The following is a 25992-nucleotide window of genomic DNA, read 5'->3' as shown; positions in this document are numbered from 1 at the left end:
TATGACTAAGAGTATTCTTTTAGTAGGTGTAGGTGGTCAAGGAACTATACTTGCTAGTAAATTATTAACTACAGGACTTATGGAAGCGGGATATGATGTTAAAATGAGTGAGATACATGGTATGAGCCAAAGGGGTGGTTCAGTATCTTCACAAGTTAGATATGGAAATGAAGTATATTCACCAGTTATAGAAGTGGGTGGAGCTGATATATTAGTTTCTTTTGAAAAAATGGAAGCATTAAGATGGTTAAACTATCTAAAACCAGAAGGTAAAATAATATCAAATAATTACAGAATGGATTCTATGCCAGTACTTACTGGAAAAGCTGAATACAAAGAAAAAGAAATAGAAGAAGAACTAAAAAGATTAGATGCAACAATGTTAAATGCAGCAGATGAGGCTGTAAAACTTGGTAATGCTAAAGTTATGAATATAATATTACTAGGAGCTTTAGTAAAATCTATGAAATTAGAAGATATAAACTGGGAAAAAATAATAAAAGATAATGTAAAAGAAAAATTTGTAGATATAAACATAAAAGCTTTAAAACATGGTATGGAATTAGTATCTAAAGAAGCTTTAGCTACTAATTAATTTTTAAAAAGCTATTATGAACTTAGTTAAGTTCATAATAGCTTAATTTAAATACATATGGTTTTTAAATTGATAACATTGAGATTAAATTAAAGTTGAAAAGGGGCATAACTATGAACTATAGAATATTAGCTATAAATCCAGGATCTACATCTACTAAAATTGCTGTATATGATAATGACAAACAAATATTAGTAAAAGGGATAGATCATAACACAGCAGATTTAGAAAAATACGACAGAGTGCAAGATCAATTTGATATGAGAAAAAGTGAAGTTTTAAAAGTTCTTCAAGAAAATAATATAGAAATAAATACTTTAAGTGCAGTTGTTGGAAGGGGAGGGTTACTTCCACCAGTTAAATCAGGAGCATACTTAGTAAATGATCAAATGATAGATAGATTAAAAAACAGACCGGTTATAGAACATGCTTCTAATCTAGGAGCAATAATATCTTATGAAATAGCTAGACCATTAGGAATAAATGCATACATATACGATTCAGTAGCAGTAGATGAATTTAAAGATGTTGCTAGATTATCAGGAATAAGTGGAATGGATAGAGAAAGCCTAAGTCATGCACTTAACTCTAGAGCTATGGCTATAAAATATGCAAAAGAAAATAATACTAATTACAGCGATTTAAATCTAATAGTAGCTCACTTGGGTGGCGGAATAACTGTAAGTGTTCATGAAAAAGGAAAAATGGTAGACATAGTTTCTGATGATGAAGGATCATTCTCACCAGAGAGAGCAGGAAGAGTACCTTGTAAAAAATTAATAGATAGATGTTTCTCAGGAAACTATACTCATAAAGAAATGCTTAAAATGATAAGAGGAAAAGGTGGAATAGTTTCATACTTAAACACTGTAGATGTTAGAGCTGTTGAAAAAATGATAAGTGAAGGAAATAAAGAAGCGAAACTTGTGCATGAAGCAATGGCTTATCAAGTAGCTAAATCAATAGGAGAATTAGCTACAGTTGTAGAGGGTAGAGTTGATGCAATAATTATAACTGGTGGGATAGCATACTCTAAAATGATGACAGCTAATATTAAAAAGAGAGTAGAATTTATATCTAAGATAGAGATTTTGCCAGGTGAAAATGAATTAGAATCATTATCATTAGGAACTTTAAGAGTATTAAATAAAGAAGAAGAGGCAAGAGAATATCAAGAAGCAAGCTTAGCAAAAGCATAGCAGAAAAATGGAGCATATAGGTTGATTTAATAATCAACCTATATGCTCCATTTTTAATTATTTACATATAAAAGTTTCACAACTTGCATTTTGTGCATTTATTTGGACACTTGATGCTTTACAAGATCCGGAGTTATTGTATGAACACTTAGTTGCTTGACAAGCTATACTACCAGTTTTTGTACAAGTACATCCTTCAGAACCGCAATTGCTCATACTGCTTGATGATCTATCTTCAAAAGATGCACAAGTAGTTGAACCAGTAGTTGTAGCTTGAGTGCCAGCTACACTTATAGCACCAGCGTAACAAGAACTAGCATTATTATGAACACAATTAGTTGCAGAACAACTTAAATTACCATTTGACATATAAATACCTCCTAAGACTGTTTTCTATCTTAGTATGTGACAAATGTATAATTTTATGTATTTTAGAATATAACTACTTATGATTTTGAAATACAACTATTACAAATTAAAGTTACATCTTCTAAAGTTTCTCTTCCTAAATTTTTATTAAGGTGTACTACATTCAAATCCGTATTACATCCACAAATGCAACATTCATTTTCACTTTGTTTTATAACAGAGTCTTTAAATAATTGCCAATGAGTAGAATTTAAATATTCTTTATAATTTATCTTAATGCAAGACTCTAAAAAATTGTTATATAAATCATCTAAATCGCTACTTTTTAGATTTGAATGTTCTGTTTCGAAATAAGTACAAGAATCTTTGAATATTGGTAGTGAATTTGACATTATACACTTTATATTGTACTCATAATTCTCATTAGGACCCTCTAAAGTAAGATGTTTGCAAAAAGAACAGCATTCTTTAGGTAAATTTTCTTTTAGTTGCTCAATTTTAATATCCATAAATATCCTCCCAAAATCTTATATTCTAAATATTGATTATTTATAATATATATTAAAAAGGGTGTACAAGTATTCTATAAATATAGGATATTAATAAAAAATAGTTAGGATGAGATCATGCAACCTTATGAATTTTTAAAGATAAAAGAAGAAGTTAAATTAAATTTAAGATGTAGAAAAATAGAAAATGAAAAGGACTATATTAATAAAATTGATATATTACAAAATAATTTTTATATAAATCCACAAGTGATAAGTGGAAGTTCTAACATAGCTTTTAATGATATTTATAAAATAGAAAATGAAAGTAAAATAAAAGTAAAAAAAATAGATAATAAGAGCATTGGTGCATTTGATAAGTATAATCTAAAAATAGAAAAGTTAAAAAAAATAGAACTTGAATATAACACATTTAGCAATTGTAAATTCAATAATATAGAATTTTATAATTGTGTATTTTATGGAAATATATTTTCTAAATGCATTTTCAAAAATGTGAAATTTATTAATTGCAATTTTTATAATGAAAAAGAATGTATATTTATATTAAATGACGACACTGTGTTGATTGATTGTGAGTTTAAAAATTGTAATATGCAAAAAAGTATATTTGAAAATGTAGATTTTTATAATGTAAAGTTTGAACATACAAATTTGAAAGATGCTATATTAAAAAAAATATATATTAAAAATATTTGTATTACAGATTGTGATTGTAGATCTTTTAAAGCTATAGATTTAGAGGTGGGAAAATTTTTATTTGAAGACAATTATTTAACTAAATTTGATGAATATACTTTTATAGATAAAATTATAGTTGATAAAAAATATAAACAAAGTTACGCAGTAGCATCTAAGGTTTATAAAGGTATCGCTTCAAAATTTGAAGCTAATAACTTATTAAATAATGCTGGCGAATATTATTATATATCAAAATGTATGGAATACAAGTCTTTAAGAGGATTCAATAAAGTTAAATCAGCTATATTCTGGTTACTTTGTGGGTATGGAGAAAGACCTACTTTTGCACTTATAACTTCTTTGGAAATTGTTATGCTATTTGCAATAATATATATGATAACGGGATTGAGTGTGGGGGGGGATATAATAAATTATAAAGTTATTTTATCGCAGGGAATTTTATTTAAAAATTTAAATACATACTTTATGCAGTCACTATATTTTAGTATAGTTACATTTACTACTGTTGGATATGGGGATATAACCCCAATCGATTATAGTATATTGCTATCTGGAATAGAGATGTTACTTGGTGTAACTATGGTTGGAATTTGGACAGCTACTCTGGCTAGAAAGATAACAAGATAAACAAAACATCCCTTGAGTAAAAAGTAATTTACATTAAGGGATGTTTTTATTTTAGAAGTTGTTAAGTAGATTATTTATTTAATATGAATTTATTTATAACATGAGCAACTCCATGCTCATTATTAGTTTTAGTTATATAATTAGAAATATCTTTTATACTATCTCTAGCATTTCCCATAGCAACTCCAAGCCCTGCTAATTTTATCATGTGTTGATCATTTTCTTCGTCACCTACAGCAATAGTACTTTCTATAGGCATGTTTATATTATTACACAAAGCTTGTAGCGCAGTTCCTTTGTTTGCTGCTTTATTTAAAAATTCTAAGAAGAAAGGAGCTGATCTAACTACTGTGTAATTATCATATATTTCTTTAGGAAGGAAATCCAAGACTTCTTGTAATTTTTCTGGCTCATCTATAATCATTATCTTGCAAAATGTTACGCTATCATCTATTTCATTTTCATTTTTATAAACTACAGGGATTTTATTTATCTCTGCTTCATATAGAGTATATTTACTAGGCTCAATATGTGGAGTTATCACATTTGTTGGCGTATTTATATGAACTTTAGTATTAAGTTCTTTTACAATACTATATATAGTTTTAAAATCATCACAACTCATTTCGATATTAGAAATTACCTTTTGGCTTTTTACTTCTTGGACAACTGCCCCGTTAAAACATATAACATAATCACCATCATCAACAAGATTTAACTCTTCTAAAAGAGGAGTAACTCCTGGCAAAGGTCTACCTGTTGATAAAACCACTTTTGCACCATTTCTTTTTGCTTCTTGAATAGAGTTAAAAACAGGCTCTGTTATTTTTTTTTCACTATTTAATAAAGTACCATCGATATCTAAAGCTATTAATTTATACATAAAACCTCCCGATAATATTAAAATTTAAGACTGATACAATTATATCAATATATCTTAAATTAATAAACTAAAATAAATAAACAAATAGCTAGGAAATTTGTAAACAAAAAATATATTTATGGTAGTTAAATGAGAATGTCAATTAAACAATGAGATTTACTAAGTGTAAAGTGACCATTTTAACGATAAAGAATGTCAAAAAAATATGTGGTATAATATGGGTAAAACTAAAGTATTAGAGATATTGTATAAGAAGAACTATAATTGGTATATATAATAATACAATAAAAATGAAATAATTAAGGAGAATAAAATGAAATTTTCAGAATTTAAATATGAAAGACCAAACTATGAAGCAAATAAAAAACAAATTTCTATTATCGTTGAAAATATAAAAACATCATGTACTTATGAAGAACAAAAAAAACACGTAGATAGACTTAATGAAATACGAAATAATATAGAAACAATGTCTACATTATGTTCAATAAGAAATAGCATAAACACACAAGATGAATTTTATGAAAAAGAAAAAGCTTATTGGGATGAATGTTCACCATTGTATGAAGAAATAAACTCGGATTTTTATAAAGTGGTAGTAGATTCTAAGTTCAAACAAGAAATACAAAAAGACTTTGGAATGCAATTTATAAAAATAGCTCAGTATTCTTTAAAAGCTTTTTCCAAAGATATAATAAAAGAGCTTCAAGAGGAAAATAAATTATGCTCAGAATATACTAAGTTATTAGCTTCTGCAAAAATAGATTTTGAGGGTAAGGAAAGAAATTTATCTGGCCTAGGCAAATTTATGTTATCTAAAGATAGAGAGATGAGAATAAAAGCAAATAAAGCGTATTACACTTATTTTAAAAAAAATGAAGATAATTTTGATGATATATTTGAAAAACTTGTAAAACTAAGAGATAAAATAGCTAAAAAACTTGGCTTTGAAAATTTTGTAGAACTTGGTTATATAAGAATGATGAGAACTGATTATAACTCAGAGATGGTTAAAAACTTTAGAAAACAAGTGTTAGAACACATAGTACCAGTTGCAAGTGATCTTTACAAAAGGCAAGCTAAAAGGCTAGATGTAGATAAGTTGACTTATGTGGATGAAAATTTTGAATTTATAAGCGGAAATGCAACACCTAAGGGAGACTCACAATACATAATTGAAAATGGCAAAAAAATGTATGAAGAACTATCAAAAGAAACTAAAGAATTTTTTGAGTTTATGCTAGATAATGAACTTATGGATTTAGTAACTAAAAAAGGAAAAGGTGCTGGTGGATATTGCACTTACATACCTGATTATCAATCACCATTTATATTTTCAAACTTTAACCAAACAGCTGACGATATAGATGTATTAACTCATGAAGCAGGACATGCTTTTCAATTATATATGTCCACATGGATTAATATGCCAGAAATAAACTTCCCAACTTACGAAAGCTGTGAAATTCATTCTATGAGTATGGAATTTATAACTTGGCCGTGGATGAATTTATTCTTTAAAGAAGATGCAGATAAATATAAGTTCACACATTTATCTTCAGCTATTAAATTTATTCCATATGGGATAGTTGTAGATGAATTTCAACACAATATATATGAAAATCCTAATATGAGCAAAGATGAAAGAAAAAAAACATGGAGAGAATTAGAAAAAAAATATTTACCTCATAAAGATTATGAAGGATGTGAGTTTTTAGAAAATGGTGGATGGTGGTTTAAACAAGGCCATATATTTAAAAATCCATTTTATTATATAGATTATACTCTAGCTCAAATATGTGCACTACAATTTTGGAAAAGAATGAGAGAGAATAAAGAAGAGGTTTGGAAAAATTATCTAGATATATGCAAGGTTGGTGGAACTAAATCATTTTTAGAGATTGTAAGAATAGGCGATTTAAAATCACCGTTTGAAGATGGATGTGTAGAAAGTGTTATAGGTGTTATAAAAACATGGTTAGAAGAAGTTGATGATACAAAATTATAAATTAGATAATTACTTAAAAATAAAAATATATTTAAAAAATGATTTTAAACAAGAAGAAACGCAATATATTTAGTATGAATTTGCAAATAGAAAAGTATTTATTTTAAAACTTAATTATGCTACAATTTATTGGAAATTAGAGGGATTTAAAAAAATGAAACAGGGGGGATTTTATGAAAAATAAAAAACTGTTATCTACTATAACAGTAGGCGCACTATCACTTTATGCACTGACTTTGTGTACTATGCCACTAGAAGTAAAAGCTGAAACTATGCCAAAATGGAATGTGGAGAAGTATGGTGATCGTATTGATGTTGACAGTCAATTAAATCAATTATCTAAAAATCCATCATTTTTGAAGAATGCTGAAAAGGACATTAAGGAACAGGCAGAAAAAATTAATTTTAATGAAACTCAATCATCAAAAGATTTAACAAAAAATAGTTCATTTACCTATAATGGAGGAACAAAGAAATTTTTAAATAAAGAATTAAAATTCAAGGAATTTACTATGAGAAGTGCTGGAGAAAATATTGAAATTTGGGTAGCAAATGATTTATCTTTTCAACAAGGTGATCCTCGCCCAGCTCATGTAGTTACACAAGAACAGGTAGATAAACTTCGTGATGAATTTGATAAAAATATTTATCCAAAGGATACTGAATTTTTTGGAACACCAGATGTTCATAATGGATCAAAGTCTAGCTTAGTTGAATCGGGAGTTGTTCCCAAAGGTTATTATGAGGGAAGTGATAAAATTATAATGTTAGTAGATAACATTATAGATGATAATTACAAAGACCCAGATTATCCTTTCTTTGTAGCAGGTTTCTTTTGGAAAACACTTGAAAATTATATTGATAGAAATATTATAACAATAGATACAAGTAATTGGGAAAAAAATTTAGAGTCTACATTTTTTGGAACAACTATGCATGAACTTCAACATTTGATTCATGCAGACAATGATAGTTTAGAAGAATCCTGGATTAACGAAGGTATGTCTACTTTCTCTGAATACCTTGGTGGATATGGACACAATGAAGGTTCTGTTAATTTCTATTTAGATCACCCAGAGAATTCACTTGTTAATTGGGATGAACACAAAGTAACATCAACTGGACCTGAAACTATTGCTGATTATGGTCAGGTATACTTATTTACTTTATATATGAATGATAAATTGGGAAAAGATTTTATTAAAGACTTAGCATTAAATAAAAATCAAGGAATAAAGAGTATTAATGAGGTATTAAAGGCTCATGGATCTAACCTTACTTTTACTAAACTTTATCAAAACTTTATTACTGCATTAGCTTTAGATACTGATAGAGTAGGAAATAAAGTTTACAACTTTGATAGTATCAATCTTAGAGATATTGATATAGATAATAAGGGTACAAAACGTGGTATGACAGTAAACTATGAGAAAGCTTTACAGTTTGATAAAGAAGGTATTCCAGCTTGGGGTGGAGATTTTAAAATATTAGATTTTAAAGATAAAATTAGAAGTATTTCCTTTAATGGTGTAGATTTTCTTTCAACTCCATGGAAATCAGTAACTGATCCTAAAGATGAAAACAATAAAGTATTATGGAGTAATGAAGGTGACGAAGCAGATAATCCTTTAATTTTTGAAGCTGACCTTACTAATAAAAATACAGCAACTTTGAAATTTGATAATTTTATTGATATAGAAGAACAATGGGATTTTGGTGTTGTTCAAATTTCAACAGATAACGGAAAGACTTGGAAAAGTTTAAGTAATGAAAATACAAGTAGTGACGTTGTAGATAACGGATATCCAAAGATAAAAGAAAATCTTCCTGGATTTACGGGGACTTATGAAGGATGGAAGAAAGAAAGTTTTGATTTGAGCAAATATGCTGGTCAAAAAATACTGGTATCTTTCCGTTATTTAACAGACTGGGGTAACAATCAAGACGGCTGGTATGTAGATAATATTGAAATTCCTGAGGTTGGATATACCAATGACGGGAGTTCTATAGATAATTTTAAATCCTTTAAAGAACTAGCAGGTGAATATGTAAATTACACAGTGACATTTATTAATGAAAAAGAAGTTGGAAAAAATAAAGGAAAAAAAACAAATTATAAAGTTATTAATGTTGACCCATTTAATGTAACTCAACAAGATGTATTAACATTAAGACAGTTATTCCACGATGGAAAGAATTATATGATTACATCCTATGCAGCTCCTATAGATGATAAAAATCCAGTGGATTTTACGTATAAAATTAATTTTAAAACAAACAATTCAAATAAGAAATAACATATAAAATAAATGCTTAACACTTGAAAAAGTGTTAAGCATTTATTTTATATGTAAATATTTTAGATGCCTCCTTTCTAATTTAACTATATATAACTAGTTAGATTATTTATGTCTATATGACTATACGAACATGAACAGATACATATAATATTTTTGGAATTTCAGTATTATATTCTAACTTACTTGTGATAGTATTCTTAATATTTATCTTCCTAGTTACTTGTATAATTATACATTTATTGTTAAAAAAAGACAAAATAGTAGATTAATTTATTAAAAACTTGAAAGCTGAAATATTAACTCGAAAAATGATGAAAAAAACTTAAAAAAACTTGTTGAAAGTGCTATAGAAAGATTATATACTTAACTTAAATAACATAGAAAAAAAGTATAACAAAATTAAATATCCGAGTGAAGGGCATGGGAGACAGCTTTTGATATAAAAGCGACCGAAGGGACAAATTTAATTAATTACCTAAATTAAATTAAGTGAAATTCTCAGGTAAAAATACTATGTCTAGACGGACCTCTGAAAATAATATTAACAGAGAGAACAAATTAGGAATTTGTTTTCTCTGTTTTTTAGTTCTAAAAATATAAAGTTTTGAAAGTGAGGGGGATAAATGATAATAATCACGAATAATCCAATTGTTAAAAAACAACTTACTAACAAAGAAATTCTACAAAAAGACATTACATACATAGAAATCTTAAAAGAATGCAGAGACCTTATACATAAGGGATATGAACTTTTGTCTCATCCTCTTTATGGAAGTGTAAAGCCTAATGAAACACCATATAGAAGTGTAATCATGAAAAAAGGACATAATCTAGACCACAATTCATTAATATTAATAGAAGAAGCAATAGCAACTGCAACTAAATTCCAAAACAATAAAAAGACTCCAAACTGGACAGATCAAGTTATAGATGACTTTAGAGTTATAGATTTTGATATTCTAAATAATACCCTACAAAGAATTGAATATATAGTTTAGTATAAAAATTAATTTTAATATATTAAATCTATGAATAAATTAAAGTGTTAGCAAATAAAGTTTAATATATAGACAAGTTTAATAAAGGGGGAAAATAATGGAAAATTTATATGATTTAATCATAGTAGGATCAGGACCAGCAGGACTTTCAGCAGGACTTTATGGAGCTAGGGCAAAGCTTAAGACTCTTATATTAGAAAAAGGAAAAACTGGTGGACAGATAGTTACTACACATGATGTAGCAAATTATCCAGGATCTGTAGAAGATGCAAGTGGGCCAAAATTAATAGCTAGAATGGTTGAACAATGCAAAAGTTTTGGAGCAGAGATGATTAAAGATAATATTGTAGAAGTAAATATAGATGGAGAAATAAAAGTATTAAGGGGAGAAAAATCAGAATATAGATGTAAGGCTGTTGTAATAGCAACAGGAGCAACATCGAAAAAGCTAGGGGTACCAGGAGAAAAAGAACTTACAGGAAAAGGCGTATCTTATTGTGCAACATGTGATGGAGATTTTTTCACGGATTTAGAAGTATTTGCAGTTGGTGGAGGAAATAGTGCAGTTGAAGAAGGTATGTTTTTAACTAAGTTTGCTAGAAAAGTAACTATTGTTAATATAAGTGAAGAATTAACATGTGCTAAATCAATAGCTCAAAAAGCTATAGACCATAAAGATATAGAAATTATGTACAATACATCTATAAAAGAGTTACATGGTGATGGAATACTAGAAAAGGTTGTATTTAAAAACAATGTAACTGGTGAATTAAGAGAATATGAAGCCGATGAAGAAGATGGAACAATGGGAGTATTTGTATTTATTGGCCTTGATCCGCAAACAAGCTTATTTAAAGATAAAATAAATATGGACAATAGAGGATACATAATAACAGATGAGGAAATGAGAACTAATATAGAAGGCGTATTTGCAGCTGGAGATTGTAGAGTTAAAGCATTAAGACAAGTAGTAACTGCTACAAATGATGGTGCTATAGCTACAATAACTGCTGAAAAATATATTGAAAATAAGCTAGGTCATTTATCAGAAGCAAACGCATAAAAATTATTTTCAAAAAGGGAGTTTAATTAAAATCTAAAGGGGGATTTATAATATGGTAGTTTTAGATAAGAACACTTTTGAAGAAGAAGTTTTAAAGCATGAAGGTATAGTAGTAGTAGATTTTTGGAGTGAAGGATGCGAACCTTGCAAAGCATTACTTCCAGAAGTTGAAGAATTAGCTAATGAGTACAATGATAATTTTAAGTTTTGTAAATTAGATACTACGAAAGCTAGAAGATTAGCTATAAAAGAAAAAGTGCTAGGTCTTCCAACTATAGCTATATATAAAGATGGTGCTAAAATAGATGAAGTTACAAAAGATGATGCTACAAAAACTAACATAGAACAGATGATTAAAAAGTATATTTAATATTGTTATAAATTTGGGTAAATCTCAAATCTATATATAGTTTACATGACTAGCTTAATTTATAAAATGATACTAATAAGTAGTAAAAGTTAGAGGATTAAGCTAGTTAGAAATTGTTAAAAATTTAATAATTAAAAAATTGGGGGTGCCAGTATGCGTCTTGAGTTAGGAAAAATCTTTATAAAAGATATTCAATTTGCTGATGTTACTGAGGTAAAAGATGGAGTATTATTCATTAATAAAGAAGAAATGCTTGAAGAAATTGGTGGAGATGAGCACATAAAATCTATAGATATAGATTTAGTTCGCCCAGGTGAAAGCGTAAGAATAACACCAGTAAAAGACGTTATAGAACCAAGAGTTAAGGTTGAAGGTAGGGGTGGAATATTCCCGGGAATAATCTCCAAAGTTGATACAGTAGGAGAAGGTAAAACGCATGTACTTTCTGGATGTGCAGTTGTAACTACAGGTAAAATAGTAGGATTCCAAGAAGGTATAATTGATATGACAGGCCCTGGTGCTGATTATTGTCCATTTTCTACACTAAACAATATAGTAGTCATAGCTGAACCAGTTGATGGTTTAAAGCAACATAATCATGAAAAAGCTGTTAGAATGATAGGATTTAAAGCTGCAGCATACTTAGGCGAAGCTGCTAGAGATTTAACTCCTGATGAAGTTAAAACTTATGAAACTAAGCCACTTTTAGAGTCCATAGCAGAATATCCAAACCTTCCAAAAGTAGGATATGTATATATGCTTCAAACTCAAGGATTACTTCACGATACATATGTGTATGGAGTAGATGCAAAGCAAATAGTTCCAACTATGCTTTACCCAACAGAACTTATGGATGGGGCAATTGTAAGTGGTAACTGTGTTTCTGCATGTGATAAAAATCCATCTTATGTTCATATAAACAACTCTGTAGTAGAGGATTTATATGCACAACATGGAAAAGAAATAAATTTTGTGGGTGTAATTATAACTAATGAAAACGTATACCTTGCAGATAAAGAAAGATCTTCTAACTGGACAGCTAAGTTATGTAAGTATTTAGGATTAGATGCAGTTATAGTATCTCAAGAAGGATTTGGAAATCCAGATACAGATTTAATAATGAACTGTAAAAAAATAGAAGGTGAAAATGTTAAAACTGTTATAGTAACTGACGAATATGCAGGACGTGATGGAGGTTCTCAATCACTTGCAGATGCAGATGTATTAGCTAATGCAGTTGTAACAGGTGGAAATGCTAATGAATTAATAGTACTTCCTAAGATGGATAAAATATTAGGCCATATAGAAGTGGTAGATTTTATAGCTGGTGGATTTGCTGGAAGTTTAAGAGAAGATGGAAGCATAGAAGCTGAAATACAAGTTATAACTGGGGCTACTAATGAAACAGGATTTGGAAAATTATCTACAGTAACTTATTAATAATATAAGTTAAGTAGTGTATATAAATTAAGGGGGATAACTATGAGCATACTTGCTAATAAAAAGGTCCTTATAATAGGTGACCGTGACGGTATACCAGGACCTGCGATAGAAGAGTGTATAAAAGGTATAGAGGGAGCAGAAGTAATATTTTCTTCAACAGAATGTTTTGTCTGAACGGCTGCAGGGGCTATGGACTTAGAAAACCAAAAGAGAGTTAAAGAAGCTTGTGAAAAACACGGAGCAGACAATCTTGTGGTTTTATTAGGTGCATCTGAAGCCGAAGCTGCTGGACTTGCAGCTGAGACAGTAACTGCTGGTGATCCAACTTTCGCCGGACCACTTGCTGGAGTTGAATTAGGACTTAGAGTATATCATGTTGTAGAAGAAGAAATGAAAGCTGAATTTGATTCATCTGTTTATGAAGAGCAAATAAGTATGATGGAAATGGTACTTGAAGTTGATGAAATAGTAGAAGAAATGACTAGTGTTAGAGAACAATTCTGTAAGTTTAATGCTTAATTAAACAAAAAAGGGGTGAAAAATATATGGGAAAACTAAGAGTAGTTCATTATATAAATCAGTTCTTCGCTGGGATAGGTGGAGAAGAAAAAGCTGATACTAAGCCACATGTGGCAGAAAATTTACCTCCAATAAGTGTCCAACTTAATAAATTATTAGGGGAAGACATGGAAGTAGTTGGAACAGTAGTATGTGGGGATACTTACTTTAATGAGAATTTAGATAGTGCAAGTGCTGAAGTACTAGGAATGATAAAATCATTTAATCCTCAATTTTTCATAGCGGGTCCATCTTTTAATGCTGGTAGATATGGGGTTGCAGCAGGTGCTATAACTAAGGTAGTTCAAGAAAGCTTAAATATACCTGTACTTACTGGAATGTACATAGAAAATCCAGGTGCAGATATGTTTAAAAAGGATGTCTATATAGTAGAAACATCAGATTCTGCAGCAGGTATGAGAAAAGCACTTCCTAAGATGGTTAAATTTGCAAAAAAATTAGCTAGTGGTGAAAAAATAGGTTCACCTAAAGAAGAAGGATACATAGAAAGAGGTATTAGAGTAAACTTCTTCCATGAAGAAAAAGGATCTAAAAGAGCGGTTGATATGCTGGTTAAGAAAATCAAAGGTGAGGAATTTGTAACTGAATATCCAATGCCTGTGTTTGATAGAGTAGAACCAAGCGCTGCACTTAAAAATTTATCTAATGCAAAAATAGCAGTAGTTACTTCAGGAGGAATAGTTCCTAAAGGAAATCCTGATAGAATAGAATCTTCTTCAGCTTCTAAGTATGGAGAATACTCATTAGTAGGATTTGATGATTTAACTGAAGATTCGCATGAAACTGCTCATGGTGGATATGATCCAGTATACGCTAACTTAGATGCAGATAGAGTTTTACCAGTTGATGTATTAAGAGATTTGGTAAGAGAAGGTGTAATAAGAGAATTACACGAAACATTCTATACAACTACAGGAAATGGAACGTCAGTTGCAAATGCAAAGAAATATGCAAATGAAATAGGTAATAAATTAAAAGAAGCAAATGTAGATGCTATTATATTAACTTCTACATGAGGCACTTGTACTCGTTGCGGTGCAACGATGGTAAAAGAGATAGAAAGAGTTACTGAAGTACCTGTGGTTCACATGTGCACAGTAGTTCCAATATCATTAACAGTTGGTGCAAATAGAATAGTTCCAACTATAGCAATACCTCATCCACTTGGAAATCCTGCGCTTGATCCTGCTGAGGAAAAAGCATTAAGAAGGGGGTTAGTAGAAAAGGCGTTAGTAGCTTTACTTACAGAAGTAGAGGATCAAACAGTATTTGAAAAAGTAGATACTAGTATACTAAAGCCTAAATCTATGGCTTAAGTTATACAACATCAATTAAATACATAAAAAACAAATAGATGGGCTTTTGGTCCATCTATTTGTGAAAATGAGTATATGAACCAGCACCTCTTTAAGATTATGGTGTTGGATATATCTAAAAAATTATTGGGGGTGCGTTTATGAGTTATCCAGTATTAAAAGGTGCAAGTTACATACTTGTACATACTCCAGATATGATAGTACAAAATGGGAGTACTTGTAATGTTGAAAGAGCTACAAATCCAGATTCGGATTTTTTAAAAGAAATAAGTAATCATATAAGAAGTTATAACGATGTAGTTAATTACATGCCAAATCAAGTATACATAGGAAGTAATAGACCAGAAGAATTAAAAAACCTAACTATGCCTTGGTGTAATGAAAAAACAGGAGGAACTAGATTAGGAAAGCTAGGCGAAATAATGCCTCAAGATGAATTTTTCGCTTTAATGCAAATGTGCGATGCTTTTGACTTAGTAAAATTAAGTGAAGCGTTTGTAAGCATAGTAAAAACTAAAATTGAAAATAACTACCCTGAATTATCTGCATTTGTAGGAAAGTTAAAGGGTGATAATATAGAAGACGGTTTAGAGTTAATAAATACTCATATAGCAGAAGCGTTATACCATGAAGGGAAACTTGTTGGGTATATAAAAAGAGCACATGATGTAGACTTAAATTTAAATGCACACACTATGCTGGAAAATTTAGTAGTTAAGGCATCTGGAGTGTTATCATGTGTACATTTATTAAGAAGTAGTAAAATAAACGCACTGGATATAGACTATGTTATAGAGTGTTCAGAAGAAGCTTGTGGAGATATAAATCAAAGAGGTGGAGGAAACTTTGCGAAATCTATAGCAGAGATAGCCGGTTTTAATAATGCTACAGGTTCAGATACTAGAGGATTTTGTGCAGCTCCAACTCATGCATTAATTCAAGCAGCAGCACTTGTAAAATCAGGTATATATAAAAATGTAGTGGTAGTTGCAGGTGGTGCTAGTGCAAAACTTGGAATGAATGCAAAGGATCATATTAAAAAGGGCCTTCCAGTTTTAGAAGATGTAGTAGGCGGATTTGCTATACTTGTATCAGAAAATGATGGAGTTAATCCAATAATTAGAACTGATTTAGTAGGAAAACATAATGTTGGAACCGGATCTTCTCCTCAGGCAGTTATGACAGCACTTATAACATCAGGTCTTGATAGAGCAAACTTAAAAATAACAGATGTGGATGTATTCTCTGTTGAAATGCAAAATCCAGATATAACAAAACCAGCAGGAGCAGGAGATGTACCAGAAGCTAATTATAAAATGATAGGGGCACTTGCTGTTAAGCGTGGAGATATGGAAAAGAAAGATTTAAAAGAATTTGTAGCTAATAAAGGCTTGCCAGGATGGGCACCAACTCAAGGACATATACCATCAGGTGTTCCATATATAGGGTTTGCAATAAATGATTTAAGTACTGGGGATAAAAATAGAGCTATGATAGTTGGAAAAGGAAGTTTATTCTTAGGAAGAATGACTAACTTGTTTGATGGGGTATCATTTGTAATAGAAAGAAACAACGGAGCAAGTGAAGAGACTAGCACAGTATCTAAGGAAGAAATAAAGAAAATAATAGCACAGTCTCTTAAAAAATTAGCACTAGATATGATAGAGGAATAGGAGGAAAATATTATGGCTAAAAAGATAATAGGTGAAACTCTCCTAGAAATTGCTAATGCAATAGAAAGTGGGCAATTTACAAAAAAAATAAAAATAGGTTTAACTACACTTGGAAGTGAACATGGAGTAGATAACTTAGTGAATGGAGCACATTTTGCTAAATCTAACTTATTTGATATAGTTTTAATAGGACCTAAAGTAGAAACTGACCTTGAGGTTATTGAAGTTAATGATGAAAAAGAAATGCACACAAAAATGGAAGAATTATTGGAGAGTGGTTATATAGATTCTTGTGTAACTATGCACTATAATTTTCCTATAGGCGTATCTACAGTTGGTAGAGTAATAACACCAGGTAGAGGAAAAGAAATGATACTAGCAACAACAACAGGAACTAGTGCAACTAATAGAATAGAGGCTATGGTTAGAAATGCTATCTATGGAATTGCAACAGCTAAAAGTATAGGAATAAAGACTCCTAAGGTTGGGATTTTGAATGTTGACGGAGCTAGACAAGTTGAAAAATGCTTAAATGAGTTAAAAGATAATGGGTACGATTTAGAGTTTGCAGAGTCTGTAAGAGCAGATGGTGGATGTGTAATGAGAGGTAATGACTTATTAGTAGGAGCACCAGATGTTATGGTTTGTGATACTTTAAGTGGGAATATATTTATGAAGGTATTTTCTTCATTTACAAGTGGAGGAGACTATGAATCTATTGGATATGGATATGGACCTGGAGTAGGTGAGGATTATAATAGAAAAATACTTATATTATCAAGAGCTTCCGGAAGCCCTGTAGTTTCAAATGCTTTGAAATATGCGTATGATGTAGCAAAAGGAAATGTTAGTGAAATTGCTAAAGAGGAATTTATAAATGCTAAAAAATCTAAGTTTGACACTATAATTGAAAGTGTTACTAAAAAAGAAGCAAAAGTTAGTGAAGATATTAAAATGCCAGATAAACAAGTTGTTACAACTCAAATATCTGGAGTAGATATAATGGACTTAGAAGATGCAGTTAAAGAATTATGGAAAAATGGAGTATATGCAGAAAGTGGAATGGGATGCACGGGACCTATAGTTTTAGTAAATGATGCTAAAGGCAAGATTGCAGTAGACATATTATTAAAAGCTGGATATACTGCTAAATAGAAAAAATATTTGTTGAATAAAATATAAGGGTAATATATACTTATAGGAAATAATTAATATAATTACCTGTATATTTTTGATAATATGGATCAAACGTTTCTACCAAGCTGCCGTAAATTGCTTGACTACAGGAGTTTATAAGGTATCGTTTGAATACAGTAACACTATTTAAATATATACTTTGAATTTGACTTACAAACTCCTGTCTAGAAATAGACAGGAGTTTTTTATATGAAAAATGGAGGGTATTATAAATGAAATCATTACAAGATAAAATATTAAAAGAAGGTTGTGTTTTAGGAAATGATATATTGAAAGTAGATAATTTTTTAAATCATCAATTAGATGTAGCATTCTTAAATGAAATAGGTAAGGAATTTAAAAATAGATTTGAAAATAAAAAAATAGATAAAATACTTACAATAGAGGCATCTGGAATAGCTATAGCATCTATTGCATCACAACATTTTGGAAATGTTCCAGTAGTTTTTGCCAAAAAAGCAGAGTCTAAAAATTTAGATAAAGATGTTTATGAAACTAAGGTATATTCTTTTACTAAAGCTAAAGAATATAGCGTTAAGGTATCTAAAAAATATTTAAATGAAGGTGAAAATATATTAGTTTTAGATGATTTTCTAGCTAACGGAAGAGCTGCACTTGGACTTAAAGATTTAGTAGACCAAGCTAATGCAAATTTAGTTGGAGTTGGAATCGTAATAGAAAAAGGATTCCAAGATGGAAGAGCGCTTCTAGAAAATAAAGGCGTTAAACTAGAATCATTAGCAATACTAGATTCAATAGAAAATGGAACTATAAAATTCATATAGTAAAATACATGTATCTTTAAAGTATAAAGATACATGTATTTTTATGTATAAATAGCATTGAGATAGAGGAATATTGTATTTTATGTAGAATAAAGTTATAAATACACAAATAAAAAAGTTAAATAATAAACTAACATGAAAATAATTATGTAATATGGTATAGTAATAATCTAAGTTATATAACTTTATTATTAATAATTTAATAAGCATAAGCAAACACTAACCAGTGTTAGACAATAAAATAATTTATAATTACATAAAATAATTAAACTAGAGGAGATTTATAAAATGAGATTTTTTATAGACACAGCAAATATAGAAGAAATAAAAGAAGCAAATGATTTAGGTGTTATATGTGGAGTAACTACAAATCCATCTTTAATAGCTAAAGAAGGAAGAGATTTTATAGAAGTAGTTAAAGAAATAACTGAAATAGTAGATGGACCAATAAGTGCAGAAGTAATAAGTTTAAATCATGAAGGTATGGTAGCTGAAGCTGCTAAATTAGCACAAATACATAAAAACATAGTTATAAAACTACCTATGACAGCTGAAGGATTAAAAGCTACTAAAATATTATCAGCAAAAGGTGTAAAAACTAATGTAACTTTAATATTCTCTTCAGGACAAGCACTTTTAGCTGCAAGAGCTGGAGCAACTTATGTAAGTCCATTTGTAGGAAGACTTGATGATATAGGACAAAATGGATTAGAATTAATAGAAGAAATATCAGATATATTTAATGTAAATGGTATAGAAACTCAAATAATAGTTGCAAGTGTAAGAAACCCAATACATGTAGCACAAGCTGCTAGAATAGGTGCAGACATAGCTACAGTACCACTTAAAGTTATAAACCAAATGATTAAGCATCCTTTAACAGATAAAGGAATAGAAAATTTCATAAAAGACTGGGAAGGTGCTTCATTAAAATTATAATGAGCATTTAATAGTTTGATATAAAGGTATAGGCAAAATTGCCTATGCCTTTTTTGTGGTAAAATAAAGAGAGATATATAATAGGGGGAGTAAATTTGAAAAAAATTATAATAATTGAAGACGATGAAAAAATAAGAAAAGAACTAAGGAATTTTTTAGTTAATTATAATTATGAAGTAATAGTATTGTCAGACTTTGAAACTATAATAGAAGATACATTAAGTCAACAAGGGCATTTATTACTATTAGATATAAATTTACCTATATATGATGGATACTATATATGTAGAGAAATTAGAAAAAAATCAGATATACCAATAATAGTAGTAACAAGTAGAGATACGGAAATGGACGAACTTATGAGCATGAATCTAGGTGCTGATGATTTTATAACAAAGCCATATAACACTCAAATATTACTTGCTCATATAAATTCTATATTAAAAAGAATGTATAACAAATCATCCATAGAAATCCTTAAATATAAAAAATTAGAACTAGATTTAACAAAAAATAGTATTTGCTTTGATAATAAGGAATTAGACTTAACAAAAAATGAATTTAGAATACTTAATTGTTTAATGAAACATCAAGGCAAAATAGTATCAAGGGGAGACTTAATGGACTATTTATGGGATTTAGATTTGTTTGTAGACGATAATACCTTAACTGTTAACATAAATAGACTTAGAAAAAAATTAGAACTAGTGAATTGTAAAGACTATATACAAACAAGAAGGGGGATAGGCTATATAATGCCATAACTATGAATTTGAAAAATTATATAAAAGATAAACAGATATCTATAATTTTAAGATTGGTATTTTTAGTATTTATAATTTATATATTAAGTTTACTCCAAGTGGAAAATATAACTATAAACTTTATATTAATATTATGGATAGTGCTAACTACTATAGAAATGGCACATGAATATATAAAAAAAGCTAGTTATTATAATAAAGTTGTTAATATCTTAAAAGGAATAGATAAAAAATATTTATTATCAGTTTTAATAGATAACCCTGACTTTTTAGAAGGCAAAATATTTTATGAAGTATTAAGCATTACAGATAAAAGTATGAATGAAGAAGTAAATACATATATACATTCTCAACAAGAGTATCAAGAATATATAGATATGTGGGTTCATGAAATAAAAACACCCATATCATCAAGCAAACTAATAATAGAAAACAATAAAAATGAACAAACCTTAAGTTTGTTAGAAGAGATAGAGAAAATCGAGGATTTTATAGAACAAGTTTTATACTATTCAAAGGGAAATGAATTAGAAAAAGACTATATTGTAAAAGAAATTAATCTAAGAAAATGTGTAAACAACTCAATAAAAAGAAATAAAAAATTAATAAGAGAAAAAAACATAGCAATAGAAATAGTAGATTTTGAAAATAAAATTTACTGTGATAGTAAATGGTTAGAGTTTATATTAAACCAAATAATATCAAATTCTATAAAGTATATAACAAATACAAATGAAAAATTAGAAAGTAAAAGAAGTAAAATTAAGATATACACTAACCAAAATGAAAATGACATAGAGCTATTTATAGAGGACAATGGGATTGGGATAGATGAGAAGGATTTAAAAAAGGTTTTTCAAAAAGGATTTACAGGTATAAATGGTAGGAAATTAAAAAAATCTACTGGGATGGGTCTTTATATTTCTAAAAAATTAAGTGATAAAATGTATCTAGGATTGAGCATAGAATCTACAATAAATGAAAAAACAATAGTTAAAATTAAATTTCCAAAAAATAATATGACAAACATATAACTAAAACTTACATTATCGTAAGTTTAGTGTAAGGTTTAGTTATTAATTAAAACCTCTAAAACCTATAAGATATAAGTATAAAACAAATGTGGAGGTAGAGTATGAATACAGTTCTTAAAGTAAAGAATATAGAAAAATATTATGGGAATAAAAAAAATCTAACAAAGGCAATAAATAATATATCCTTTGAAGTTGAAAAAGGTGAGTTTGTTGGAATAATGGGGCCTAGTGGAAGTGGAAAGACAACTATCTTAAACTGCATATCAACAATAGATAAAGTAACAACCGGGTCTATTAAAATAGAAGACAAAGATATAACAACTTTATCTAGAAAAAATATAGAAAAATTCAGAAGAGAACATTTAGGATTTATATTTCAAGACTTTAATTTATTAGATACATTAACAGTATATGAAAATATATCATTAGCACTATCTGTAATAGGAGTAAAGGGAAATGAAATAGACCAAAGAGCAAAAGTAGTAGCAAATAACTTAGGTATATCAGATATATTAAATAAATTTCCTTATGAAATATCAGGTGGTCAAAAGCAAAGAGTAGCATCAGCAAGAGCAATAATAACTAAGCCATCTTTAATACTTGCAGATGAACCAACTGGATCTCTTGATTCTAAATCAGCAAGAGTGTTGCTTGAAAGCTTAGTTAGCTTAAATGAAAGTATGAACTCTACTATAATGATGGTAACGCATGATGCTTTTACAGCAAGTTATTGTAAAAGGATATTATTTATAAAAGATGGAAAGATTTTCAATGAACTTATAAGAGGTAAGGACGATAGAAAAGAATTCTTTAAAAGAATAATAGAAGTAGTTACGCTTCTTGGAGGTGACTCTGAGAATGTTATTTAAGTTATCATATAGAAATGTAAAAAGAAGTATGAAAGACTATAGTATATATTTTTTAACTTTGGCGTTAGGGGTTTGTATATTTTATATATTTAACTCATTAGAATCTCAAACAATAATGATGGATTTGTCACAAAATAAAAAATCATATGTAGAGTTAATATCAAAAACTATATCTGCTGTATCTGTTTTTGTATCTTTTGTTTTGGGATTTTTAATTATATATGCAAATAACTTTATTATAAAAAGGAGAAATAAAGAATTTGGGATTTATATGACTTTGGGGATTAGTAAAAATAAAATATCATTTATGCTATTTTATGAAACATTAATAATAGGAATTTTATCTTTAGCAGTTGGGATATTTATAGGTACATTTTTATCCCAAGGGCTCGCAAGCGTAACAGCTAGTATGTTTGAAGTGAACATGACTAAATATAAATTTGTATTTTCAAAAGAGTCTGCTTTCAAAAGTATACTTTACTTTGGAATAACGTTTATCCTAGTAATGCTTTTAAATTTTAAAGTTCTATCTAAATATAATTTGATAGATTTAATAAACAGTGGAAAGAACAATGAAAAACTAAAAACAAATAATTTGATCTTATCTGTATTTTTGTTTGTAATATCAATAATATGTCTAAGTATTGCTTATAAATTGATATTAGAAAATCAATTAATTAACATATCAAATAACAAATTCAAAATTTCTATAGCTTTAGGTATCGTTGGAACTTTTCTATTTTTTAGAGCTTTAGCAGGGTTTTTGATAAAAGCTACTCAGAGTAGTAAAAATTATTATTTGAAAAATCTTAATGCATTTACACTTAGACAGTTAAACAGCAAAATAAATACTCATTATATATCTTTGAGTATTATATGCATAATGTTATTTGTAGCAATAGGTATGTCCTCATCAGCAATTAGTATAAAAAATGCTATTGAAAAGACATCAAAAATTCAAACACCATATGATATGACAATTACAAAGGATGTAAATGATGAGAAAGATGTAAATGATAAAGATTTGAATGACAGCTTAAAAGGTCTAGGTATGGATATAAATAAGTACAGTGATGAATTTGTAAACTATAATTTATATGATTCGAAAGTTGAATTTTCAAGTATGTTTAAAGATACAAATGATAATTTTTTAAAACAACAAATGAAAATTTTGGAAAAGTTTAATAATCCTATAATGAAATTATCTTCTTATAATAAATTAAGAGAAATGCAGGGAAAAGAAAAAGTACAAATAAAAGAAAAAGAAGTTGTTTTGTTAACGGATATGAATCAACTAAAACCTGCAATTGAAGAATATATAAAAGAAAATGACAATATAAGAATAGATAAAGAAGATTTTAAAATCTGCAAAAACTATGAATGTATGCCAATAGAAACAGGAGTTATGGGTATGAACTTTGTAGTATTTGTAATTGATGATAAGTATGTTGAAAATTTTAATGAAATAAGGAATTATGTAAGTTTGAACTATAATGGAAATAAAGAAGATATAGAGAACAAGATAGTAAATGAGTTTGAACATTTAGAAAAAGATTCAAAACAATATGATGAATTAGGGATAAGTCCATATAGTAGAACTATGGCTTTTGAAAATAATATGGGAATATCAAGCGTATTTTTATACGTAGGAATTTATATAGGGGTAGTATTTTTAATATCAAGTGCAGCAGTACTTGCCCTTAGCCAATTATCAGGAGCTAATGAAAGTTTGGGTAGATATAAGGTATTAAAAAAACTTGGAGTAAGTACTACTATGATAAATAAATCTATATTTATACAAGTTTTACTATATTTTATTCTTCCTATATCTTTAGCTTTAGTTCATAGTATTTTTGGGATAAAAGTGGCAAACAATGTTGTAGCAATATTTGGAGATTATGATACGGTAGGAAATAATATATTTGTAATAGGTACTATATTATTAGTTTATACAGTTTATTTTGTAATGACCTATAAAAATTATAAAAGAATAGTTAATAAATAAAACATCCAATTGGATGTTTTATTTTTATATATATAATTAAAGTCTAAGAAGCTATTTTAGCAGTTTCTCCATAATACATAGATTTATCTAATTCGCCTTCCATGTTACTAACAACTAATGTACAAGCACAATCCCCCATAACATTAACAGTAGTTCTAGCCATATCTAGTAGTCTATCAACACCCATTATTAAACCAATTCCCTCTATAGGAAGTCCAACAGAAGTTAAGACCATAGATAAAGTTATCATACCAACCCCTGGAACACCAGCAGTACCAACAGATGCTAAAGTAGCTGTTAAAATAATTGTAAGTAATTCATTTATACTTAAATCAATACCGTACACTTGAGATATAAATATACAAGCAACGCCTTGCATTATAGCAGTACCATCCATATTAACAGTAGCACCTAATGGAAGTGTAAATGAAGCAACAGAGTTATCAACTCCTAATTCTTCCATAGTCTCAATCGTTAAAGGAAGAGCAGCGTTACTTGAAGCGGTAGAGAATGTTACAGCAGCTACACTTGCAAATTTCTTAAAGAAAGGTTTTAATTTAAGGCCTGTAGAAAATCTAACCATACCTGAATAAACTATGAATGCTTGTAAAACTAAAGCAAAAGACACACAAAACATGTACTTAAGTAATGAGAATATAGCATCAAAGCCAGTCGTAGCAAAAGTATTTGTTATTAAAGCAAAGACACCATAAGGAGCTAATAGCATTATTATACTAACCATCTTCATACATATTTCATTAGCTGATTCAAATAAATTCTTTATTGGTTGTGCTTTTTCACCAACAACACTAATAGATACACCAAGCAATAGAGAGAATATAATTATTTGAAGCATATCACCGCTTGCTAATGATTGAATAGGGTTTGATGGTATCATTGCAAGGATTATTTCTACAAATGACTTACTTTCACCTATAGTTGGTGCTTGGGTCATTAAACTAGACATATCAAGTCCGACACCTGGATTTACTAATTTACCAACTATAAGAGCTAAAGTTATTGCAACAGCAGTAGTTATTAGGTAAAAACCTAAAGTTTTAACTCCTATTCTACTAAGTTTTTTAACGTCGCCCATAGAAGAAGAACCACATACCAATGAAACGAATACTAATGGTACTACTAACATTTTTATAGCATTTATAAAGCCACTTCCCATGATTTTTAATGCTCCATCTAATAAGATTGCATTTTTAAAGGTACTGTCAGGAAGGCATTTTAATGTTATTCCTAAAATCGCCCCTAGAAGTATACCTATAAAGATTTTACTAGTTAGTCCTAATTTTTTTTTCATATACCCACCTCGAATTAAAATGTTGTTATTTAATATTTAAATAATAACATGGAAATAATACAAAATGCAAGAGTGAAAAATAAACTTGCATTTTAACGTATAAAACAAATATACTGACCTTGCAAAAAATACTAACTTAATATTGCATTTTAAATGAAAGTGTTAATAAAATGATGCTTGTACATGATTAGTGCTTAATAAAAGAAATGAAATTTAAAAAAAATAAAAATCATTTATTGATTTAAGACTTTAACATTAAAGCAAAAGAGTAACATCGCTGTAACTTAGTTTACGAATTTGTAATCTAAAGTAACATTGGTGTAACTGTTATATATAACCCCTATATGATAATATTAAATCATAGAAGAGATAAAACAAAACTAAGCAACATAGTATATAAAAGTAAGTAAATGAAATTATACATAAATATTACTAGTAGAGGATGGGATGAAC

The 25992-nt window shown here is 28.8% G+C and carries 23 protein-coding genes and 2 riboswitches; of the genes, 19 read left to right on the top strand and 4 right to left on the bottom strand.

Annotation, left to right across the window (positions count from 1 at the left end):
• Position 1: 1 nt before the first annotated feature.
• Both QOZ84_RS04170 and buk read left to right on the top strand, forming a co-directional pair.
• Positions 2 to 595: an indolepyruvate oxidoreductase subunit beta gene (locus QOZ84_RS04170; RefSeq protein WP_284131698.1), complete on the top strand. Its 594-nt coding sequence runs from the start codon at positions 2 to 4 to the stop codon at positions 593 to 595.
• Between the two features lie 113 nt (positions 596 to 708).
• Positions 709 to 1794, top strand: a complete 1086-nt coding sequence (gene buk, locus QOZ84_RS04165) for a butyrate kinase (RefSeq protein ID WP_284131697.1) — start codon at positions 709 to 711, stop codon at positions 1792 to 1794.
• Between the two features lie 57 nt (positions 1795 to 1851).
• Here buk and QOZ84_RS04160 read toward each other — a convergent pair whose 3' ends face one another.
• Both QOZ84_RS04160 and QOZ84_RS04155 read right to left on the bottom strand, forming a co-directional pair.
• Complete coding sequence (locus QOZ84_RS04160; protein ID WP_284131696.1) at positions 1852 to 2163, bottom strand: DUF1540 domain-containing protein; 312 nt, start codon at positions 2161 to 2163, stop codon at positions 1852 to 1854.
• Positions 2164 to 2240: 77 nt separating this feature from the next.
• Positions 2241 to 2672: a hypothetical protein gene (locus QOZ84_RS04155; RefSeq protein WP_284131695.1), complete on the bottom strand. Its 432-nt coding sequence runs from the start codon at positions 2670 to 2672 to the stop codon at positions 2241 to 2243.
• 117 nt (positions 2673 to 2789) lie between these two features.
• Between QOZ84_RS04155 and QOZ84_RS04150 the strand changes: the two genes are divergently transcribed.
• Entirely contained in the window at positions 2790 to 4001 is a 1212-nt protein-coding gene (locus QOZ84_RS04150; RefSeq protein WP_284131694.1) for an ion channel, read from the top strand.
• A gap of 70 nt (positions 4002 to 4071) precedes the next feature.
• On the opposite strand, the gene yidA is transcribed toward QOZ84_RS04150, so the two are convergent.
• Positions 4072 to 4884, bottom strand: coding sequence for a sugar-phosphatase (gene yidA, locus QOZ84_RS04145; RefSeq protein WP_284131693.1), 813 nt, complete (start codon positions 4882 to 4884; stop codon positions 4072 to 4074).
• 313 nt (positions 4885 to 5197) lie between these two features.
• Here yidA and QOZ84_RS04140 point away from each other — a divergent pair, with 313 nt between their 5' ends.
• From QOZ84_RS04140 to QOZ84_RS04065, 16 genes are all read left to right on the top strand, one after another.
• Positions 5198 to 6892 carry a M3 family oligoendopeptidase gene (locus tag QOZ84_RS04140; protein WP_284131692.1) on the top strand — a complete coding sequence of 565 codons (1695 nt, stop codon included), beginning with the start codon at positions 5198 to 5200 and terminating at the stop codon, positions 6890 to 6892.
• A 173-nt stretch (positions 6893 to 7065) separates the two neighbouring features.
• Positions 7066 to 9189: a M6 family metallopeptidase gene (locus QOZ84_RS04135; RefSeq protein ID WP_284131691.1), complete on the top strand. Its 2124-nt coding sequence runs from the start codon at positions 7066 to 7068 to the stop codon at positions 9187 to 9189.
• A 414-nt stretch (positions 9190 to 9603) separates the two neighbouring features.
• A riboswitch (glycine riboswitch) is annotated at positions 9604 to 9716 on the top strand.
• Between the two features lie 99 nt (positions 9717 to 9815).
• Positions 9816 to 10190 (top strand): GrdX family protein, encoded by a 375-nt coding sequence (locus QOZ84_RS04130; RefSeq protein WP_284131690.1) that lies wholly within the window; start codon positions 9816 to 9818, stop codon positions 10188 to 10190.
• A 97-nt stretch (positions 10191 to 10287) separates the two neighbouring features.
• On the top strand, positions 10288 to 11253 hold the full coding sequence (trxB, locus tag QOZ84_RS04125; protein ID WP_284131689.1) for a thioredoxin-disulfide reductase: 966 nt from the start codon (positions 10288 to 10290) through the stop codon (positions 11251 to 11253).
• A gap of 52 nt (positions 11254 to 11305) precedes the next feature.
• Entirely contained in the window at positions 11306 to 11623 is a 318-nt protein-coding gene (gene trxA / locus QOZ84_RS04120; protein ID WP_026901830.1) for a thioredoxin TrxA, read from the top strand.
• 153 nt (positions 11624 to 11776) lie between these two features.
• A complete protein-coding gene (locus tag QOZ84_RS04115; protein WP_284131688.1) occupies positions 11777 to 13063 on the top strand; it encodes a glycine/sarcosine/betaine reductase component B subunit in 1287 nt (428 codons plus the stop codon).
• Positions 13064 to 13105: 42 nt separating this feature from the next.
• Positions 13106 to 13585, top strand: coding sequence for a glycine/sarcosine/betaine reductase complex selenoprotein A (grdA, locus tag QOZ84_RS04110; RefSeq protein WP_082209645.1), 480 nt, complete (start codon positions 13106 to 13108; stop codon positions 13583 to 13585).
• 26 nt (positions 13586 to 13611) lie between these two features.
• Positions 13612 to 14961: a glycine reductase complex selenoprotein B gene (gene grdB, locus QOZ84_RS04105; protein WP_284131687.1), complete on the top strand. Its 1350-nt coding sequence runs from the start codon at positions 13612 to 13614 to the stop codon at positions 14959 to 14961.
• Positions 14962 to 15101: 140 nt separating this feature from the next.
• Positions 15102 to 16634 carry a glycine/sarcosine/betaine reductase complex component C subunit beta gene (grdC, locus tag QOZ84_RS04100; RefSeq protein WP_284131686.1) on the top strand — a complete coding sequence of 511 codons (1533 nt, stop codon included), beginning with the start codon at positions 15102 to 15104 and terminating at the stop codon, positions 16632 to 16634.
• A 12-nt stretch (positions 16635 to 16646) separates the two neighbouring features.
• On the top strand, positions 16647 to 17789 hold the full coding sequence (grdD, locus tag QOZ84_RS04095) for a glycine/sarcosine/betaine reductase complex component C subunit alpha (protein ID WP_284131685.1): 1143 nt from the start codon (positions 16647 to 16649) through the stop codon (positions 17787 to 17789).
• A 46-nt stretch (positions 17790 to 17835) separates the two neighbouring features.
• A riboswitch (purine riboswitch) is annotated at positions 17836 to 17937 on the top strand.
• A gap of 106 nt (positions 17938 to 18043) precedes the next feature.
• The gene (locus QOZ84_RS04090) at positions 18044 to 18616 is read left to right on the top strand and encodes a xanthine phosphoribosyltransferase (protein ID WP_284131684.1); all 573 of its coding nucleotides are present in this window, start codon (positions 18044 to 18046) and stop codon (positions 18614 to 18616) included.
• 288 nt (positions 18617 to 18904) lie between these two features.
• Positions 18905 to 19555, top strand: coding sequence for a fructose-6-phosphate aldolase (gene fsa / locus QOZ84_RS04085; RefSeq protein ID WP_284131683.1), 651 nt, complete (start codon positions 18905 to 18907; stop codon positions 19553 to 19555).
• A gap of 95 nt (positions 19556 to 19650) precedes the next feature.
• The gene (locus QOZ84_RS04080) at positions 19651 to 20319 is read left to right on the top strand and encodes a response regulator transcription factor (RefSeq protein ID WP_284131682.1); all 669 of its coding nucleotides are present in this window, start codon (positions 19651 to 19653) and stop codon (positions 20317 to 20319) included.
• Between the two features lie 98 nt (positions 20320 to 20417).
• Entirely contained in the window at positions 20418 to 21353 is a 936-nt protein-coding gene (locus tag QOZ84_RS04075) for a sensor histidine kinase (protein ID WP_284131681.1), read from the top strand.
• A 101-nt stretch (positions 21354 to 21454) separates the two neighbouring features.
• Positions 21455 to 22222, top strand: coding sequence for an ABC transporter ATP-binding protein (locus tag QOZ84_RS04070; RefSeq protein ID WP_284131680.1), 768 nt, complete (start codon positions 21455 to 21457; stop codon positions 22220 to 22222).
• Positions 22212 to 24227, top strand: coding sequence for an ABC transporter permease (locus tag QOZ84_RS04065; protein WP_284131679.1), 2016 nt, complete (start codon positions 22212 to 22214; stop codon positions 24225 to 24227). The genes QOZ84_RS04070 and QOZ84_RS04065 overlap by 11 nt, the downstream gene beginning before the upstream one ends.
• 43 nt (positions 24228 to 24270) lie before the next feature.
• Here the strand turns inward: QOZ84_RS04065 and QOZ84_RS04060 are convergent, their stop codons facing one another.
• Positions 24271 to 25539, bottom strand: coding sequence for a dicarboxylate/amino acid:cation symporter (locus QOZ84_RS04060; protein WP_284131678.1), 1269 nt, complete (start codon positions 25537 to 25539; stop codon positions 24271 to 24273).
• Positions 25540 to 25992: the final 453 nt, after the last annotated feature.

This window comes from Romboutsia sedimentorum (assembly GCF_030131845.1).
In the GTDB taxonomy this organism is placed as follows: domain Bacteria; phylum Bacillota; class Clostridia; order Peptostreptococcales; family Peptostreptococcaceae; genus Romboutsia_D; species Romboutsia_D sedimentorum.
The sequence above is the reverse complement of the archived record's forward strand: the minus strand, read 5'-3'. Positions and strand labels throughout refer to the sequence as shown.

Excerpts from the sequence above, each read along its gene's own strand:
- yidA (WP_284131693.1), bottom strand. The coding sequence starts at position 4,884 with ATGTATAAATTAATAGCTTTAGATATCGATGGTACTTTATTAAATAGT.
- QOZ84_RS04135 (WP_284131691.1), top strand. The coding sequence starts at position 7,066 with ATGAAAAATAAAAAACTGTTATCTACTATAACAGTAGGCGCACTATCA.
- QOZ84_RS04060 (WP_284131678.1), bottom strand. The coding sequence starts at position 25,539 with ATGAAAAAAAAATTAGGACTAACTAGTAAAATCTTTATAGGTATACTT.
- QOZ84_RS04065 (WP_284131679.1), top strand. The coding sequence starts at position 22,212 with ATGTTATTTAAGTTATCATATAGAAATGTAAAAAGAAGTATGAAAGAC.
- grdC (WP_284131686.1), top strand. The coding sequence starts at position 15,102 with ATGAGTTATCCAGTATTAAAAGGTGCAAGTTACATACTTGTACATACT.
- QOZ84_RS04140 (WP_284131692.1), top strand. The coding sequence starts at position 5,198 with ATGAAATTTTCAGAATTTAAATATGAAAGACCAAACTATGAAGCAAAT.
- QOZ84_RS04115 (WP_284131688.1), top strand. The coding sequence starts at position 11,777 with ATGCGTCTTGAGTTAGGAAAAATCTTTATAAAAGATATTCAATTTGCT.
- trxB (WP_284131689.1), top strand. The coding sequence starts at position 10,288 with ATGGAAAATTTATATGATTTAATCATAGTAGGATCAGGACCAGCAGGA.
- buk (WP_284131697.1), top strand. The coding sequence starts at position 709 with ATGAACTATAGAATATTAGCTATAAATCCAGGATCTACATCTACTAAA.
- QOZ84_RS04130 (WP_284131690.1), top strand. The coding sequence starts at position 9,816 with ATGATAATAATCACGAATAATCCAATTGTTAAAAAACAACTTACTAAC.
- fsa (WP_284131683.1), top strand. The coding sequence starts at position 18,905 with ATGAGATTTTTTATAGACACAGCAAATATAGAAGAAATAAAAGAAGCA.
- QOZ84_RS04170 (WP_284131698.1), top strand. The coding sequence starts at position 2 with ATGACTAAGAGTATTCTTTTAGTAGGTGTAGGTGGTCAAGGAACTATA.
- grdD (WP_284131685.1), top strand. The coding sequence starts at position 16,647 with ATGGCTAAAAAGATAATAGGTGAAACTCTCCTAGAAATTGCTAATGCA.
- trxA (WP_026901830.1), top strand. The coding sequence starts at position 11,306 with ATGGTAGTTTTAGATAAGAACACTTTTGAAGAAGAAGTTTTAAAGCAT.
- QOZ84_RS04160 (WP_284131696.1), bottom strand. The coding sequence starts at position 2,163 with ATGTCAAATGGTAATTTAAGTTGTTCTGCAACTAATTGTGTTCATAAT.
- QOZ84_RS04090 (WP_284131684.1), top strand. The coding sequence starts at position 18,044 with ATGAAATCATTACAAGATAAAATATTAAAAGAAGGTTGTGTTTTAGGA.
- QOZ84_RS04155 (WP_284131695.1), bottom strand. The coding sequence starts at position 2,672 with ATGGATATTAAAATTGAGCAACTAAAAGAAAATTTACCTAAAGAATGC.
- QOZ84_RS04150 (WP_284131694.1), top strand. The coding sequence starts at position 2,790 with ATGCAACCTTATGAATTTTTAAAGATAAAAGAAGAAGTTAAATTAAAT.
- QOZ84_RS04070 (WP_284131680.1), top strand. The coding sequence starts at position 21,455 with ATGAATACAGTTCTTAAAGTAAAGAATATAGAAAAATATTATGGGAAT.